General features: G+C 39.7%; 15 protein-coding genes. 3 read left to right on the top strand and 12 right to left on the bottom strand.

Translation table 11 applies throughout. The features are described 5' to 3' along the window. Positions 1-759: 759 nt before the first annotated feature. The 3 genes from R2R71_RS20955 to R2R71_RS20945 all read right to left on the bottom strand — a co-directional run bounded on the left by R2R71_RS20955 (position 760) and on the right by R2R71_RS20945 (position 4,757). Positions 760-2,463, bottom strand: a complete 1,704-nt coding sequence (locus R2R71_RS20955; protein WP_316833249.1) for an alpha/beta fold hydrolase — start codon at positions 2,461-2,463, stop codon at positions 760-762. Between the two features lie 99 nt (positions 2,464-2,562). Then, positions 2,563-3,249, bottom strand: coding sequence for a response regulator transcription factor (locus tag R2R71_RS20950; RefSeq protein ID WP_316833248.1), 687 nt, complete (start codon positions 3,247-3,249; stop codon positions 2,563-2,565). Further along, complete coding sequence (locus R2R71_RS20945; protein ID WP_316833247.1) at positions 3,246-4,757, bottom strand: HAMP domain-containing sensor histidine kinase; 1,512 nt, start codon at positions 4,755-4,757, stop codon at positions 3,246-3,248. The genes R2R71_RS20950 and R2R71_RS20945 overlap by 4 nt, the downstream gene beginning before the upstream one ends. A 120-nt stretch (positions 4,758-4,877) precedes the next feature. Here R2R71_RS20945 and R2R71_RS20940 point away from each other — a divergent pair, with 120 nt between their 5' ends. Continuing rightward, entirely contained in the window at positions 4,878-6,080 is a 1,203-nt protein-coding gene (locus R2R71_RS20940) for a redoxin domain-containing protein (RefSeq protein WP_316833246.1), read from the top strand. A gap of 78 nt (positions 6,081-6,158) precedes the next feature. After that, on the top strand, positions 6,159-6,692 hold the full coding sequence (locus R2R71_RS20935; protein WP_316833245.1) for an adenylate kinase: 534 nt from the start codon (positions 6,159-6,161) through the stop codon (positions 6,690-6,692). Between the two features lie 106 nt (positions 6,693-6,798). On the opposite strand, the gene R2R71_RS20930 is transcribed toward R2R71_RS20935, so the two are convergent. From R2R71_RS20930 to R2R71_RS20895, 8 genes are all read right to left on the bottom strand, one after another. Next, positions 6,799-7,833 (bottom strand): histidine kinase, encoded by a 1,035-nt coding sequence (locus tag R2R71_RS20930; protein ID WP_316833244.1) that lies wholly within the window; start codon positions 7,831-7,833, stop codon positions 6,799-6,801. Next, positions 7,833-8,543, bottom strand: a complete 711-nt coding sequence (locus R2R71_RS20925) for a LytTR family DNA-binding domain-containing protein (RefSeq protein ID WP_316833243.1) — start codon at positions 8,541-8,543, stop codon at positions 7,833-7,835. Before R2R71_RS20925 ends, R2R71_RS20930 begins: the two co-directional genes overlap by 1 nt. A gap of 51 nt (positions 8,544-8,594) precedes the next feature. Beyond that, a complete protein-coding gene (locus tag R2R71_RS20920) occupies positions 8,595-9,779 on the bottom strand; it encodes a PepSY-associated TM helix domain-containing protein (protein ID WP_316833242.1) in 1,185 nt (394 codons plus the stop codon). Positions 9,780-9,789: 10 nt separating this feature from the next. Then, positions 9,790-11,289, bottom strand: coding sequence for a SusD/RagB family nutrient-binding outer membrane lipoprotein (locus R2R71_RS20915; RefSeq protein WP_316833241.1), 1,500 nt, complete (start codon positions 11,287-11,289; stop codon positions 9,790-9,792). Between the two features lie 10 nt (positions 11,290-11,299). After that, a complete protein-coding gene (locus tag R2R71_RS20910; RefSeq protein WP_316833240.1) occupies positions 11,300-14,452 on the bottom strand; it encodes a SusC/RagA family TonB-linked outer membrane protein in 3,153 nt (1,050 codons plus the stop codon). Between the two features lie 286 nt (positions 14,453-14,738). Further along, entirely contained in the window at positions 14,739-15,119 is a 381-nt protein-coding gene (locus R2R71_RS20905) for a DoxX family protein (RefSeq protein WP_316833239.1), read from the bottom strand. A gap of 1 nt (position 15,120) precedes the next feature. Continuing rightward, entirely contained in the window at positions 15,121-15,588 is a 468-nt protein-coding gene (locus R2R71_RS20900) for an SRPBCC domain-containing protein (RefSeq protein WP_316833238.1), read from the bottom strand. Positions 15,589-15,590: 2 nt separating this feature from the next. Then, positions 15,591-15,911 (bottom strand): metalloregulator ArsR/SmtB family transcription factor, encoded by a 321-nt coding sequence (locus R2R71_RS20895; RefSeq protein WP_316833237.1) that lies wholly within the window; start codon positions 15,909-15,911, stop codon positions 15,591-15,593. 131 nt (positions 15,912-16,042) lie between these two features. Here R2R71_RS20895 and R2R71_RS20890 point away from each other — a divergent pair, with 131 nt between their 5' ends. Continuing rightward, the gene (locus tag R2R71_RS20890) at positions 16,043-16,288 is read left to right on the top strand and encodes a hypothetical protein (RefSeq protein WP_316833236.1); all 246 of its coding nucleotides are present in this window, start codon (positions 16,043-16,045) and stop codon (positions 16,286-16,288) included. Between the two features lie 164 nt (positions 16,289-16,452). Here the strand turns inward: R2R71_RS20890 and R2R71_RS20885 are convergent, their stop codons facing one another. After that, entirely contained in the window at positions 16,453-17,010 is a 558-nt protein-coding gene (locus R2R71_RS20885; protein WP_316833235.1) for a hypothetical protein, read from the bottom strand. Positions 17,011-17,209: the final 199 nt, after the last annotated feature.

Here is a 17,209-nt window from a genome sequence, read left to right as displayed (position 1 = left end):
TTTATATTAAGCTGATACAAAGGCTCATCGAAAGATGTTTTTTTTATAGCTTCCCAAGCTGCTTACTTCATTCACAAACCGGACATTGAATAATAAAAAGAATAATCTTTTAATTATAATTGTACTGATACTGCCCTGAATTGGATGAATGCAGCTGGTGCTAATATCTCAAATGTCTCAGGAGGGCAGTTTAGAAATTCTCCGGGAGATCTTGTTTATCATTTCAAATCTGTAACAAGCGCAAACCTAAACGGAGGATTAGCAAACAATAGTAAAGGACCTTGTCAATAAAGTTATGAAAACACAAGTATTTCTAAAAGGCATTATGATTTTGCTAAGTTTCTTTTCAGGCATAAAGATAAAAACATATCTTTTCTATTTCAGTTTGAATTCATCGATTTCCTAAAGATGTTTCATAACAGTGAATTCTGGGAAATAATCATATGGATTATATTAATTGCCGCTCATATTGGAATGATTTATTCTGTTTTTTTGAAACCATCGCCATCATCAAGAAAGAAACTCATTCTGTTTCCATCTTTATTTCTTTTATGCTTGGTAAAATTTAGCTTGGCTTTTCTGCTCATAATGGTACCATTTATGATCTTCTGGATCGTTATCGTTATTAACGAAAAAGATCTATACGAAGTGGATTCATCGCATGAAAAGACCAGGTAGGCCTATTATTATAACACCCGCTTGAGCCTGGCTAAAACCCAACCAATCCGCTCCGCCCCAAGCCTCCACTTGCGTCTATCCTCATCGCCCCAGGAAATCAAGTACAATTTCATTAAAAACCTTTGGCTTCTTCAGTAGAAGATAATGATCACTATCGGCAACTATATTAAGCTTCGACCCTTTGATATGCGCATGGATTAGCCGTGTATGCGCTGCTTTAACCACATCAGCCGCTCCGGCCAGTATCATGGTAGGAATGCCTATGGAATCAAGCTCATTTAATTGGATATGTGGCTCCTGTAAAACCAGTTGCGTAAGCCGCAGCAGGTTTTGAGCCTCCGCATCCTGAAGGTTCATAAGGATATCCCTGCGTTTTTCAAATAACCTGACAACATCCTCCTTTATCGCATCAGTTCCGGGAAAAAGATTTGCCCCCATCAAAACCATCTTATCCATCCGTTCCGGGTGTTTCAGAACAAACTCCAGTGCCGTATTTCCACCGTCACTCCAGCCGATTACACTCGCCTGCTTTATCCTGAGCGAATCCATTAAAGTCAACAGGTCAGCGGCAAAAAGCTGATAACTGTATGGTGTCTTTTTCCTGTTAATGCTGTTTCCCTGTCCCCGGCTATCTACCGCAATCACCTGGTAATGGGCTGATAATGGCCCGATTTGCTTTCTGAATGAATTAATACCTTCATTGTTCCCATGCAGCAATATTAGCGGGCGCCCCTTTCCGTAGGTCTCATAATAAATTTCACCATCCGAAACCGCTATACGCTTACCACTATTATTTCCGTATAGCGCTTCAGACAATTCCGGATTTGCATTGATGATTTCCGCCTGATATTCTTCTTCATTGGCTTTACTCGCCTTCGATGTTGAAACCTCAAGACCTAAGAGTAAATAGGAACTCGAAACTTTTTGCCACGAAGCTTCACTTTTCATTCTGTAAAAACTGGAACGTAAAGGGCTCGGAAAAGAAGGAATGTAAAATGCCTGACGGCTCGTATCGCCCGGCAAAGGCTGCAGATCGAGAATCGCCAGGGATACCGCAATTTCCTTCCGCCCGCTTAACCTGATCTGGTAAGGAACTAAGTCTATGCTTTCAGTAGATGGCATACCGATCGCTGATGATCCTGCTACATCGAACACAATATCATGAAGAAGCAGCGACTGATCAGGCATTCCATCCTTAACGCCATAGATATTCATCCTTAGCTTAAGTTGTTTAAAAGACCGCCTGCTGATTCGGAAATTAAGCTTTCTCAAAAAGACATCTTCATCAATCTTCATAATGGTGGCCTGCTCACGCCCCTTTTCATCGCTATACCTCGGTATCGTTTTATACATCGCCGGAAAGAAAACCAGATTCGCCGACCAACGCCCGTAGCTTTTCATTTTTCTTGGAATGGCACTTACCTGTACCGTTTTAAGCTCCTGCGCCGATTCTTTCAGATAGATTTCCTTATCCCCATTTAAAAAAGCTTCAAAACTTAGCTTAACCGTTTCGTAACCAACTGCAGAGAAAAAGACCGAATCTGCTTTGGAAACCTCTGCTTCACCGTAAGATAAATGGTAACGGCCAAGAGAATCTGATACGGTACCTACAGGCTTGTGCTTAATGCCAATGCTGACATAGGCCACCGGCAATTTCGTCAAAGCATTTGCTGTTTTTCCGGATAAGGTCTGCGCATGGGCATGAACACCTGCAAGGAAAATTAATCCGGTTAGGGCAAATAAAAAGAACTTTAGGCTCGCGGTTGATATTGGGGATTCCTGCATATTAAATTGTTTTCAATCTAGATGCAGAAACACCTGAAATGGTTGCATGCTAGGGTAACGCTTTCAGAAATCTTGTGAAAATATTAAGCATTGGCTTCGCTAATAAACCAGCTTATAGCCCTGCCCCCTGATACTGATAATGAAAACCGAAGGATCAGCTTTCAGATATTTTCTCAGCTTGGCAATAAATACATCAAGACTACGGCCCGAAAAATAATCGTTGTTAGGCCATAAGGTATTTAAGATGAGGTCGCGTCCGAGCATATTATTCCTGTTTAACAAGAGCATCTGCAAAATCTCCGCTTCCCGGTTGGTTAAAACGCGTTTGTGCCCTGCGATGATTAAGATGCCTTCAGGATAATGAAATTGATAGTTCCCGATGGCGACAGCTTGCTTTTCTACCTTCTCCGGCTTAATTACTAAGCGGTTCTGGCTCAGCAGCGCTTTGATCCTGATGTTGAGTTCTTCAATGCTGAATGGCTTTTTCAAGTAATCATTTCCGCCACTTTCAAATCCGTCAACCACATCCGCAGGCAACGATTTCGAGGTCAGGAAGATGATCGGCGTAACCTGGTCGCTTTGCCTGATTTGCCGGGCTATCGAGAAGCCATCCCCATCCGGCAGCATCACATCCAGCACCAGAACATCAGGCTTTACCTGGTGATAGGCAGCTATCGTGGCCGAGGCGGTTAAGGCATGCACAACACTGAATCCTTTCAGCTCAAGTGTTTCCTTTACAATCTCGGCAAGTGCCGGCTCATCCTCTGCAAATAAAATCTTACTCATAAAGGCCAGCCAAGAATTAAAGTTGTCCCATATTCCGGCTTACTCTCTATATGGTACCAGCCTGCATGCTGCTCCATAATCTGTTTTACATAGCTTAAACCAAGGCCATGCCCCTTAACCAGATGATGATTTCCAGTGCCCACACGGTAAAACTTATCGAATACCAGGGGAATTTCCCTTTCAGAAATACCAATGCCATCGTCCTGCAGCCGGATGACCAGGAAATTGTCTTTTAAGCTGATGCTTACCCTGAGGTTCACAGCCGCTTTCGAATATTTTACGGCATTATCCAACACATTATTGATGGCATGCTGAAACTGTATTTTATCCGCATTGATGATATTTACGCCACTTTTATTTTCATAATCGATGCTGATCTGCTTATGCTCCGATAGCTGATGAAGTTTAATCAGGCCTTCTATAATCTCATCAACATGGATATTTTCTTTTTTGATGACCATGCTTTCATCCTGATAAACAGAAAGGTTCATAACCTTATCTACCAGCAGGTTCAGCCGCTCTATTTCGGTTTTTGCATGTGTCAGGTATCGCCTTGTTTTTTCCTCATCAGCTAAAACAACCTTATCCTTTAAGGCTTCAATGGCGACCGATACGGTGGCTATGGGCGTTTTAAATTCGTGGGTAATATTGCTGATGAAATCATTCTTAATGGATGATAACCGTTTCTCCCTGAACAGGCTTTTCAATATAAAAATCATGCAGCCTGAAATAACAAGGATCATGGCCAGCGATGAAAATAAAATCAGGCTGATTCTGGAAACGATGTAGGAGGTTGGGCTTTTAAACATCGCCCGCACAAACCTTTGGTTGTCCGTATACCGGTAGGTAGCAAAAGCCTTGGTAATAACAGGGTACGATTCCGCAAGCTTCGCATTTGCTACCCCTTTGTTATTTGTACTATCTACCCGCTTCACCATAAAGCGGTAAGGCACATTGATGTTTCTTTCCTTCAGATAAATATTAAATGCCGAGCGTAATCGGGTGGTATCAAACTGGTATTTCACAGCCTGTTCGTTCATAAACAGCCCTAGCTTTTGCGTCCGGTAATAAATAGTATGCTGCTCCAGGTCTTCATCACGCATTAAAAGCGCTAAGGCTGCCGCAACATGCCTCCTCACGCTGGTATCACGCTTGTCCTTCGGGAGTGCCTTACTGTAATCAGATAAACTAAAGGATGAGGAAAATTTATCTTTTGCATCAGCCTTTGTACTTATGGTGTAAACATATTTCTTATCGTTTTTATCAAACCTCGCACTGATGTTAAAAGTATTGGTATCGAGAATTTTATTTTCTACAATTTTCTGTATGGTATCACAACGTAAGCTAAGCTCCTTTTTTATACCATCTTCAAATGCCAGGTTTACCTCCTTCTCGAAATTAACTTGGTTAACATGGTAATATTTAACAATCCAGTAGGCTTGCAAAGCCAGTAAGCCGGTCATCGCCAGAAAACAAACCACAACCAATAAACCGGCCTTTTTATGCATAAACCAAATGTATAAATTCTTAACTGCGAATTAAACCTGTTAACATAATATAACCTTAATTAACGCCGCCGATAACTTTTCTCAAACTTTCAATCACCAATTTTGAGGAAACAACTTAAAATGATGAAGCTGATATTTTTTAATTTCTTATTTGCCCTCATAGCCATCAATGCCGCGGCCCAGGGTTTACAGGCAAAAACCGGAGAACAATTCCCCGATATTCCTATTCAGAATTTAATCAACGCACCGCTTAAGTCGGTTGCCCTCAGCAAGCCACAAAACAAAATTTACATCCTCAATATCTGGGGTACCTGGTGCTCCCCTTGCCTGCCCGAAATGGATACCCTTGCAAAATTGCAGCTCGCCAATCCTAATACAATTCAGGTGATCGGCCTGTCAGATGATACACCGGAAAGATTGAACGCTTACCTGAAAAAGAAACCCTCAAAAATATGGCTGGCAAGCGATACCGCCGGTTTCTTTTACGACTTGTTCGCCCTGGCTTATGTAGGGCAAAGCATCATCGTTAACCCGAAAGGAAAAATTGTAGCCTTGGTTAAAAGCGATTCCATTAATCAGCAAATGATCAATAAACTCATAAAAGGGGAAACCGTAAAATCCAGCGGCGAAACTAAAAAGCAAAAAATGACCGGCGATGGAGATCCTTTTGCAGTCGATTCTACCTTAACACATAATTTTACGCTAAGGGGTTACATGCAGGGGCAACCCGCAGGCAGTAAAAGATACCTCAGCAATGGCGCCTACAAAAACAGAAGAATAAGTTTTACCAATGCCACAATTTTAGGCCTTTATAAGGCCGCCTTCGACATTGTTTCTCAAAGGCAGGTCGCCTTTGAACTGCCGGAAAAGGAAGTTACGGATTACGAAAATAAAGAAACGCTCTATTCACTCGATTTACTCGTTAAACCCGAACAAAAGGATAGCTTAATGGCTATCCTGCAAAAATACCTCTCGCTAAATTTACCGGTAAAGGCCAGAATAGAATATAGGGAAATGCCCGTTTACGCTTTGGTTAACAAAAACTTTAAAGCAACTGAATCTGCTAAAAGTGAATTGAGTTACGGCTTTAGTGGCAGGGGGTATGACGGCACAGGGGTAAGAATGGCCGATTTTGCTGACGACTACTTATCAAACGAATTTAGCCTGCCAGTGGTTGACGAAACAGGCCTCAACAAAAGATATGATATAAAAACCAATGTGGAACTGCGCAGCAGGGATGGGATTATGAAATCAATAAATGATATTGGATTAGCCCTGGAGGAAAAAAACAAAAAGATGAAAGTGCTCGTTTTTTACAAGTAAAATCTATAGCAAAAAAAGCCTGCTGGAACACATGCCAGCAGGCTTTTTTATGCTCCAAATTGATTAGCTTTAAGCCTGATGAAAATTCATATCTTCGGCGCATCCTGTGCAGGTTCTTCTACCCTGGGTAAGGCCTTGTCGGCCTCACTAAATATCCCCTATTTCGATACGGACGATTATTTCTGGGAAGAAAGTGTAATACCCTATACCCGGAAAAGGGATACACAATTACGCAATGCGATGCTCAGCGATGCCATTAGCCAGCTGGATCATTACATTATCGGGGGATCGCTCGTTAGCTGGGGCGAAGAATGGAAAACACGTTTCAACCTTGCAGTGTTCCTGTACCTCCCGCCGGCATTGCGCTTAAAGCGCCTGGTTTTAAGGGAAGAGCAGCGTTACGGCGAAGCCATTTATACCAACCCTGTCCGTAAGGTATTGTTTGAAGAATTTCAGCAATGGGCAAAAAACTATGACGATCCCGTCTTTTCAGGAAGAAGTTTAAAAATCCATGAAGAATGGTTAAAATCGCTGAGCTGTGAGCAAATAAAAATTACAGGCAACACCACTGTAGCGGAAAGGATTGCTGCGATCAGGGCGGTGTACCGCTGATTGCATGGCCATCAGCAGATTGAAGATATAGTAAAACCAATCTCAGTGCATTTTCTCTTTGTATTGGCCTGCTTGTAAATCAGTAGTACCTGAAGAAATAGGTGTCCTATAGCTGTATCCTTAACATTACCTTAAAAAAACCACCATCATGCTCTATTTTCAATCTATGGCTATCCGGATACAATATATTCAGCCTCCGTCTAACGTTAATAAGTCCTGTTTTGGTAGAGCCATTATTTGATTCTTCAATTAAACTGCTATTTACCGCCGATAATAATATCTGGTTGTTCTGAAAAGAAATATCTATGGAAATTGAAGGTATTCGGTTTATTTTTACCAATTCAACGTGCTTAAAACAATTCTCGATGAAAGTAATCAAAATCATCGGAGCGATGTTTAGGCTTTCTTTAGCTAAACTATTAATAGAACAATTGTAAGATACATCACAGCGTTCATGTAGTCGTTCCTTTTCTATCGCGATATAATCCTCTATAAAGGCTAAGTCCTGCCCTAATGTTACTTTTTTCAAACCAGAAAGCTCTAGCTGATAACGCATGATACCAGAGAGTTGAAGTATTCTATCCGGTACTTCATCAGGTTTCTCCAAACTGATGCCATAAAGATTGTTCATGCTATTAAAAAGAAAATGCGGATTGAGCTGTGCCTTCAACAATTCAAGCTCCATCTCCTTAAGTAACATTTTATTCGCTCCGTCCTGCTGTTCTTTTCGATAATAACCAACAATATAAAATACGAGCAACAGTGCCGGAATACATAATAAACAGCAAAAGAAATAATAAAACCAAAGCTCCCAATGTTTGCCTTCAAAATCATCGTACCAACCCACTTTTGATAGCCAGCTGTCAAGATAATAAGCAGAAAAAGAAAATAAAATGATGGTTGCAAAAACAAGGATTGCGTACAACAAATAGTGGCGGCTTACCAAAAAAGGAAGTATAAAAAAACGTTGAATTTGCAGGTGTATATAAAGCGTTATAAAAACGAAAAGACCATTAGCCATTTCGCCCATATCAACAAACCCTGTTCTATCGTTAATAATTGTAATTAGGCAAAGCAGCACAAAGAGCAAAGCTTCTCTGTACCATTTATTTTCGATCAGTCTTCTAATTAACGGAAACATTAGTCTTGTCTCTTTTCGATTTTATCACTTAAAGCCCGGCGATAAGTTATACCTACTGGAAGCGATTCTGTGTACCCTTTTATCCGTACCAAATTGGATTCAATTCCTTCGAGATGATCAAGTGATATAATATATGACTTATGTATTCTTATAAAAGACTTTCCAGGCAATTTACGTTCAATTTCTGCTGTAGTTGCGCTGCAAAGTTCATAATAATCTTCGAAAAAAATCTTTACATAATTCCCCCAGCTTTGAAAATAGAATATGTCTTCAATCAGAAAATCTATTTGTCCACGATCCGTTTTCAAAGAGATTGTTAATGGTTCTTCTTCTTTAACTTCCTGTGGATTAAACAAATCCTTATATCGTTCAATTGCTTGTTCAAATCTGGGGTATGGAATTGGTTTAACCAGATAGTCTATAGCGCCGGCATCAAAGGCATCCAAGGCAAAATTCATATATGCTGTGGTTAGGATAACTTTTGGCTTGATGTTGAGTAAAGATAAAAATCCAAAACCATCCAGTCCTGGCATATTAATATCTAAAAAGATTAAATCAACAGCTTGTTTTTCTAAAAATTCGAGTGCAGTTTGTGCATTGTAAAACTGAGCAGCTAAAACAAGACATGGATTTCTTTTGAGATAATTAACCAGCACGTAATGTGCTTCTCTTTCATCATCAACAATCAGGCAGCTTATCTTTTGATCCATACAAGTGGCAATATAGTTAATCTCTTAAATAGATTATTTTCTTTACAGTAATCAGGCATGTGCCAGCTTTTCTTTTGATACCCCTTTTTTCTTCTTTTTGATACGGTTTAACCAGAGTATGGTACCCGTAATTGGAAAACTCGCACTAATTAAACTCACCAAAAATGCTAATAGTTTTGTAGAAAAACCTCCGATAGCACCAGTATGAATCGGTTTCATGTAGCGGCGCAATTGCCATCCGCCTGGCATATCTTTCAGCAATGTGCTATTAATCACAGCTCCCGTCCTCTGATCTAAACTAAGGTTATCGAATCCATTTCTGTGTAAAGCATCTTTATTAACTGAACTTACCGATATGGTTTGCTCTTCAGATTTAGGCATCGAAATTGACCAATAATCTGTATTTGCAAATTTAGACTGGCCAATTTCCAATGCTTGTTGATAGGTTATTTTGTTTTCCTTTTCAATTGGTGAAATTGATTTATAAGTTTTAAACTCACTCGGTTTCGAACCTGTAAATGTATATAAAGCTTTGTTTGCCCATTTGAATGACCATGCTAAACTAGTTATCAAAATGATAAGCAGAAAAAAAGTACAATAAAATCCTAAAACAATATGTAAATCGTGGTTAAGTCTTTTCCAGCCTGCCCCAACTTTCAGTGTAACTTTTGCTTTTAATTGTTTTCTTTTTTTAGGAAACCATAATACCAGCCCGGTAATGAGAATTGTAAACACCATAAAAGTCGATATACCCAATATACTTTTCCCTATATCTCCGGCTAGCAGCGTTTGATGTATTTTTAGCATCAAACTAAAAAAAGTTGGCTTCTCAGGATTTAACCTTCCTGTTTCCTTACCCGTATAAGGATCAACAAACAAGGTATATCCCCTATTTCTTTTTCTTCCGCCGCCCTCTTCTACTTTCTTATCTTTCGCTTCACCTTTTTTATTTTTTTGCTTCAGAGATAAATTAACTTCTGTTGTTCTATTTAAATCTTTATAAACCTTTACTTGCCCAATGGTTTCTTCTGGATGATTTTTACGCACTTTAAAAAGCAAATCATCTAAATTAATGCGTGGTTGAGAACCTGAAACAACTTCATAACGATTTTTATAAAGCATAAAGGTAATCTCATCTTCAAAAACAAGTAACGTACCGCTTAAACACTCTACAAAAAAGATTAGACCTGCTGCCAGGCCTAACCATAAATGTATATTTCTCCAAATGTTTTTCATTAACAAAGGATTATTGGTTCCAAAAAACTTTATTCACTAGTCCATCTATATTACCTTGTGCCTTTACTTGTGCGCTATTGGTACTTACTTCGGAAGTTGGATAGCGTAACCGTTTTGGATAACTGGTTTTAGCAACTGCAAGGGGTACACCCTGAGGTAGGCCAAGTCGTCTGAAATCGTTCCATGCTGAAGCACCGGAAATACTATTCAGTGCTAACCATTTCTGCGAAATTATTCTGACAATTTTATCTGTAGCACTGGCATCATCGAAAGCAACAGCTGCTTGCGCATTATATGCTGTAAAAGATGTTGCTGGAACCGAAATATAATTGAAAGATGCCTGTATAGCATTCTCATATAAACTTTTAGCGTTACCCGAAATCCATCCACGCTGAACGGCCTCAGCTTGTAAAAATAAACTTTCTGAAAGTGAAATGATTAAAGCACCTGAAGTAGCGGTTTTAATTACACCAGCTCCCGGACCTCTGAAAGCTGAAGTTGCAGTTGCATTTTGAGTAGCATCAGCAATATTCTGACCAAGAAGAACGCCCTTATAACCACCACCATTCGTCGCTTCAGCATATACCAGGGCCTTGCGGGGGTCATTTACTAAATCATAACCCGAAAGTAAGAAACGTGTTGGTCTGATCGCATTAAACATTGTTGGAATGGTACCTTGAGCCGTTCTGTAGTAAGTTGTATAAAATGGGTTTTGCTGATTATCAGATTGTGTAGTAAAACTTGGATTGGCAAGCACATCTGCCGTAAGATACCCAGACCCTTCAGTTGTAATTTTTGCTAATTCTGTAGCGATGTAAGTCGATCTTGAGGAAAGCTGACTTTGCTGAAGCAAGGCACGCAACTTAATCGTGTTCGCAAATTTGATCCAGGATTGCGCATTTCCTTTAAAAAATATATCCGAAGTACTAGGTACTGTCGTTGTTCCGGCCCGTTTAATATCTGCTATACCAGCTGTAATTAAATCCAGAGCACCAGCATAAACAGATTCGGCACTGTCATATTTTGGTTGAGTAATTGATGGATTCGAAGCTTCACTAAAAGGTACATTATTGTAATGATCTACCAGGCGTAAAAAATGTAACCCCTTCATAATTTTAGCGACTCCGGCATAAAACGGTGCCTCATTTTGGGTTTGATTTTGAAGTAAAGTGTAGTTATAAATATTCGTGTAAGATTTCTCCCAGATATCCGTAGCGAAATTATCGATGATATTATAACTGCCTATCAAATCTAATGCTGTTGCTGCTGCTCCGGTTGCACTTCCGGATGCATCGTAAGCTTTCCCCCAATAGCCGGCATAAAACGATCCGATTTCATTTACCGCTCCGTTCTCTAAACGGGTGGTTGACAATAGTGTTCCAGCCAAAAGCATATCCTTTGTAACTGTAGTAGATGCATTTGGATTATCATTTATATCCAATACTTTTTTACATGCCGAACTGCCTGAAATTATAACGGCCAGTACTGCGTATATTATTTTATTCTTCATGTTTTATCAATTAAAGCGTAATACCAATAGAAAATCCGTACGAACTTGTTGATGGCATAGTGCGGAAACCACTGAAACCTACTCCGCTGATGTATATAAATTCTGTTTCTCCGAAAATATTATCCTTTGCCCTTAGGTTAACCAGATTTCTGCCATATAAAGAAACTGATAAACCTTTAATTGCTTTTTGGTTACCCAACAACGACATTGGTAAATCATAATTTACCGACACCTCTCTTAGCTTAATAAAACGTCCATCAAATACATTGTTAGAAAGGATATTTTTATAGGTATTATAGAAGTTAAAGTCGCCATTAGTATAAACTGACGTATTTTCCGTGTAAACACCTGGTGAAGTTTGGATAACAGAGTTTGGAAAAATAAACTGACCCCTGCCGTATTCAGCCGATGCAGTAATCGGAATTAAGCCGGCTGTAGTTTCTTGTTCTGCTGCAGCTGTATAATATTTGTTCCCCCATCTTGCATCTATTTGCGCATTTAAGCTGATGTTTTTATATCTGAATCGGGTATTGAAGCCAAGCATATGAACAGGCTGAGAAGTTCCCATATTAGTTAATTCAGATGCTTGAGCAGGTAAACCAGTTTGTGCATTGATAATAACCCTACCTTGATCATCTCGCTGATAATCGGGCATTAAGTAAGTTGGATAACGATCCCCAACCGAGAGGTATAATCCTTTCCATTGTGATAACGTTTGTTGATCACCAACTAAACTAACAACCTTATTGTCATTATGCGTATAGTTTACGCCTGCCGACCAGCTAAAATTTTTCTGCTTGATGATATCTCCACTAAGGCTTAACTCTATCGACTTACTTTTCATTCTGGCGGCATTGGTTTTTGAAGTACCAAAACCCGAGGCAAAGGAAGTTCCAATATCAAGAATCTGATCTCTTGAATCGGCATAAGCATAAGTCGCCTCGAAATGTAAACGATCTTTAAACAACCCTAATTCTAAACCACCCTCGTATGAATACACAAACTCAGGTTTTAAGTTATTGCTTAAATTCTGCGCATTAATATTCGCTCCTGCTAAACTGCCAAACGGGAAACCAGCAACATTTGTATAAACATTGGTAAGCGAATAAGGTTCAACCGTTACGTTTCCGCTTTTAGATGCTGAACCATAGATTTTACCAAATGAAAGCACACTACTTTCTCTTAAAGCCGGAATTGCTTGTGTGAATATAAAAGAGACATTTGCTCCGGGATAAAAGTAGTCTCTATTATCTGCTGCAAGCAATGAAACTGATTCTCTGCGACCATTAAGCGTAGCGAAAAGGTAATTATCGTAGCCAAGTGTAAACTCGCCAAAGAATGAATATCTCCTTTGCTTTGTAATTTGCGAGCCCCCGTTTAAATTCCCGGTAAGATTGCTCTCATTATATAAGTCTGGAAAATTAAGTGCCGATGCGCCAACCTGTACAAATTTATATTGGATATCCTGATAGTTTTGACCTAATAATAACCTTGTGCTGAATTTTCCGAAATCCTTATTAAACTGCAATAGTAAATCACTATTTAATTGCTGGTTATCGATAGTTTGATCGTTTACCATACCGGCTGCAGAGCCGCCATAGCTTGTACTACTTCTATTGGCAGTAACAATTGCACCTGCAGCATTATAATAACGGTAAGGAATAGAAGAATCATCAAATTTATTTCCAAACGACTTAAAACCTGTATTTATCGTACTTAAACCTAATCTGTAGGTAGCCTTAAACCAATCAGTAGCCTGATAATCGAAGTTTACGTTTCCTGTTAAATTTTGCTGTTTCACATCCTGGCGCTGATTATCAATAGCCCAGTAAGGATTTAATGTGGTGGTAGAAAAATAATTCTCAGGTTTTGCTACAGGATTATTTTGCCAGTCTTTCAATTCATCCAAAGGAATAAATGATGGCATATTTCTAATATTTACCCATGGCTCTGAAGTGGTTGTAGACGTATTGGTTTGCACATAGCTCACCGCATAAGATGTTTTAAGTTTTCCAAAATCGCGACTTCCATTAAAACGAAGGCTCGCTTTTTCACTTACGTCTTTAGGTATAATTCCTTTGTTTTTCGAGAACTGACCTGAAAGAAAATAAGTTGATTTGCTATCACCACCAGAGAAAGACAAATTTTCCTGATTTGTTATTCCAGTATCAAAGAAATCTCTTTTTTGGTTTGCTATAGGCGAATATGGTAAAGTCCATTGTGTTCCATCAGGTAATATTGGGCCAACTTTCACTAAACTTCCATCATACTTTGGTCCCCACGAACGAATTTCATAAGGTTGGAATACGCCATTAAAACCAGATCCGTAAGTTTCTTGAAGCTCTGGCAACCAACTTGCCTTATCAAAGGTTGTAGAATGAGAAAAATCTATTTTCCCTTGACCATTTTTACCATGTTTTGTAGTAATGATGATTACACCATTAACTCCCTGAGAACCATAAATTGCTGCCGCACTTGCACCTTTCAGTACCGTTACATCTTCAATATCATTTGGATTTAACATGGAAATCGCTGAAGCATCTCTTTTCGTTCCTTGCGCTTGTGGATTGTAATAAGTAACAGTAGCGAGTGGAACACCGTCAACAACGAAAAGGGGCTCATTCTTGGCATCATTAATATTTCTGGCACCGCGAAGGGTTACCCTTACCTGAGGATTTACACCACCGTCGAACATGTTTACCTGTAAGCCTGCAACTTTACTCTGTAAACCATTAAGCGGATTAACTACTTTGGTTTGCGAAATTTCATTTCCAGAAACACTTGCTGTGGCTACACCAAGCTCTTTCGACTTTCTTTTAATCCCGAAAGCGCCGGTAATCTGTACATCTTGCAGCGATTGCGCTGATTCGATCATCTCGATATGAATCGGCTTTTTATGATCGGTTACTATAAATTCCCTATCCTGATATCCAATAAAACTGAGCACTACAACATCTGAGTTTGAAGCATCAATTGAAAATAATCCCTCAGATGTTGTAGCGGTAACTTTATTAGTTCCCTTAACTTTGATTGTGACACCCGGTAAGCTTGTGTGGTCTCTTATATCAGTTACTTTTCCTTTTACTTGGCCTCGTTGGGCAAATGCTAATGTGCTTATTAACAGCAGAAACATCGTTATTATGTTTCGTAAATTTGTTATCATGTTATTTAGACTAGTTAAAAATTGATGCAAAACAACCTATTTAGAATCGTTCTTTACAATTAAAACTGAACTAAATGACCAATTCAATTCGTCAGATTAATATAGTTACACGCATTAAAATGCTTCAAAATCAAGATATAAAAAGGAGTTAATACAAGAGATAATAAAAAAACAAAAATTCATTTGTATAAAAATGAATTCGTGTACAGCTGATTAAATGGCCAGGTGCCCCCACCCCAGGGAAAAACAAAAAAAGAGGATTACCGCAGCAATCATTGTATATGCTTTATAACGCAACAGAAGTTTTTCTCGATGCCGGCCTGAAATACCAGGATACAACCGTGAGCACCAGCAGTAAGGCAGGCCCAAAAAAGCTGATTCCCGCATCACTAACAGCCATATGGGAAAACAGGGCGCCCGTCATGCTAAAGAAGAATCCGGCATAGGCCCATTCCTTAAGCAAAGGGAATTTTGGAATTAAAATGGCGATTACGCCAAGGATTTTCCAGACACCAAGAATGATCAGCAGGTAGGCCGGATAACCAAGCTGCTTCATCATCGCCAATTCATCTTTATGGCCCATCAATTGAACAATCCCGGTAGATACCATGCCCAGCGACAGCCATAGCGTGGCTATCCAGTAAATAATTTTGTCTCTTTTTTTCATCTTAGTTATTTTGTTGTTTCAATAAATCTTCAATCCGGTTGTGCGCCATGTTAATGCCCTGAGCAAAGGGAAGTTTTAAAATCTGATCCCTGATGGCTACCGACTGGTAAACCACATGCATCACTAACCTGCTCCGATCAGCAGACAGGGCTTCAAAAGCTAAAAACTCAAGCTGTATACCCAATTGCTTATCCTCCATTTCAAACGTCCTTACAATCCGCTCATCCTGCAGAAATTCGTGGATAACACCCGAGAACAAATGCTTGTTACCCATCGGGTCGGTCGTTTCATATTGATAGCCGCCATGTCTTTTACTCTCCAGCTTCAGCACCTTTGTACCCATCCATGCCTCAACCAGCTCCGCCTCCTCATAGGCCTTAAAAAGTAAATGAACCGGTAATTCAAAGTCTCTGGTAATCAGTATTTCCTGATGGCCGGGCTTTGCTTCTATTTTTGTCTTCTGTTCCATCCTTAAGCTGGTTTATGGTTTTTCATCAAAGCCTCAAGTTTATTAAACCGTTCTTCCCATAACTGACGGAAAGGTTCTATAAAGTCGGATACGGTTTTCATCTTTTCAGGGTTTAATTCATAATAAACTTCACGGCCCGACTGTTTTTGTGCCAGCAGCTCGCAGCTGGTTAAAATTTGCAGGTGTTTCGAAACCGTAGGCCTCGCCGTATCAAAGTTTGCAGCTATTGCACCCGCAGTCATCGCCTGCGAAGCCAGCAAAAGTAATATCGCCCGTCTGGTCGGGTCGGCTATCGCCTGAAATACATCTCGTCTTAAATTCATTATGTAGCTATTTGACTACAAATATATAAGTAGCCATTTAACTACGCAAATTTATTTTCATATTCAGCTCTAAAACAGATAAATTAATGATTTATTAAAACAGGGCTTATCTGATCAGGCTAATTTTAATTATGGTAAAGATCGCCTGTTCCAGAAAGTTATTCGACGAAATAAGCCAGTGGTCATTGGATGTACTCGATTCAGAAATCTCTAAAAACGCCATCAGGGCCAGGCTCACGGCAAGTAATTTCAGCATACAGGATAAACAGCTGAAAGATACACAGGCCAATACGCTCAACCTGCTGAAAGCGGTTAGTCAGTTGAGAAGGGGTAAAATTTCCAGGGCAGAATTCGATCAGAAGATTTTCTTATTCTGATTGTGCTGATGGTTTATCGATATGGCGTTTATAAAATATCCTGTTAGAGGTCACGTTAATCTTTTTCATATCAATAGGGCAGGATAAATCAATATTACTTAAAAAACAAAACTTATCCAAGCACCCCATAGATTTTGAAGCCGCCCCGGCCAGCCACAAAAAGGCTACATGCCACCATGCTCAAAGTAAATAATGTCACTATCAAAAATGCCGTCATAAGCATGCCCACATGGAACAAAACCATTCGCCTGGAGAAAGCGCTGGCTGCTCTGACTGGCCGTGGTAGAGAATAATAGCCCCTCATAACCAATGATCTTATTCAGTAAAAGTGTTTTAAGTGTGCTACCGATTCCCTTTCTGCGAAAATCATGCACTGTAAATGAATAACCAATCTCTTGGATACGGCCATCAACACTGCGGCTGATGCCGGCTTTAGCAAAAACCAGCTTAAGATAAGATGCCTCAGGTCTTTTAATGGCAGATATACCAATAAGTACTTCCCCCTGGTAGCAGAAAGCTAGGTAATCACAATTCGAAATCTTTTGATGGAGATCTGCCGCCGAAACCTTATTTCCCATCCGCACCAGGCGGTAAAAATGGTGAAGTTCTGTCATCGAACAATCCGCAGGTTTCTTAACCTCGAAAACGCAGTTCTTGATAAAATTAGAGGCGAAATGGTTATTCCGGTGGCGTAACAAGCCTGTAGGGATGAGCTGATTCATAACTTCCTTTTTTATGGATGGGGCTTAAGCATCGGTTAAAGAATATAGATCCTTGTTGAAATATGATTACGGCTTACAGCTAATCTCAAAAATGTATAACAAATGTTCCTTCTAATTTAACCTTGCAATATGTTGTTCAGGTTAACAGCTTGTTGTTTAATTGTTAACCAGACAGGATTACCTCGGTAAACTCAGGGCA

Source organism: Pedobacter aquatilis (genome assembly GCF_032678405.1).
Lineage (GTDB): Bacteria > Bacteroidota > Bacteroidia > Sphingobacteriales > Sphingobacteriaceae > Pedobacter > Pedobacter aquatilis_A.
Note: the sequence above shows the minus strand (reverse complement) of the source record. Positions and strands in the feature narration are given on the sequence as shown.

Coding starts and splice junctions, on each gene's coding strand:
- R2R71_RS20940 (WP_316833246.1), top strand. CDS start 4,878: ATGATGAAGCTGATATTTTTTAATTTCTTATTTGCCCTCATAGCCATC.
- R2R71_RS20890 (WP_316833236.1), top strand. CDS start 16,043: ATGGTAAAGATCGCCTGTTCCAGAAAGTTATTCGACGAAATAAGCCAG.
- R2R71_RS20905 (WP_316833239.1), bottom strand. CDS start 15,119: ATGAAAAAAAGAGACAAAATTATTTACTGGATAGCCACGCTATGGCTG.
- R2R71_RS20935 (WP_316833245.1), top strand. CDS start 6,159: ATGAAAATTCATATCTTCGGCGCATCCTGTGCAGGTTCTTCTACCCTG.
- R2R71_RS20900 (WP_316833238.1), bottom strand. CDS start 15,588: ATGGAACAGAAGACAAAAATAGAAGCAAAGCCCGGCCATCAGGAAATA.
- R2R71_RS20910 (WP_316833240.1), bottom strand. CDS start 14,452: ATGATAACAAATTTACGAAACATAATAACGATGTTTCTGCTGTTAATA.
- R2R71_RS20920 (WP_316833242.1), bottom strand. CDS start 9,779: ATGAAAAACATTTGGAGAAATATACATTTATGGTTAGGCCTGGCAGCA.
- R2R71_RS20955 (WP_316833249.1), bottom strand. CDS start 2,463: ATGCAGGAATCCCCAATATCAACCGCGAGCCTAAAGTTCTTTTTATTT.
- R2R71_RS20915 (WP_316833241.1), bottom strand. CDS start 11,289: ATGAAGAATAAAATAATATACGCAGTACTGGCCGTTATAATTTCAGGC.
- R2R71_RS20950 (WP_316833248.1), bottom strand. CDS start 3,249: ATGAGTAAGATTTTATTTGCAGAGGATGAGCCGGCACTTGCCGAGATT.
- R2R71_RS20945 (WP_316833247.1), bottom strand. CDS start 4,757: ATGCATAAAAAGGCCGGTTTATTGGTTGTGGTTTGTTTTCTGGCGATG.
- R2R71_RS20925 (WP_316833243.1), bottom strand. CDS start 8,543: ATGGATCAAAAGATAAGCTGCCTGATTGTTGATGATGAAAGAGAAGCA.
- R2R71_RS20895 (WP_316833237.1), bottom strand. CDS start 15,911: ATGAATTTAAGACGAGATGTATTTCAGGCGATAGCCGACCCGACCAGA.
- R2R71_RS20930 (WP_316833244.1), bottom strand. CDS start 7,833: ATGTTTCCGTTAATTAGAAGACTGATCGAAAATAAATGGTACAGAGAA.
- R2R71_RS20885 (WP_316833235.1), bottom strand. CDS start 17,010: ATGAATCAGCTCATCCCTACAGGCTTGTTACGCCACCGGAATAACCAT.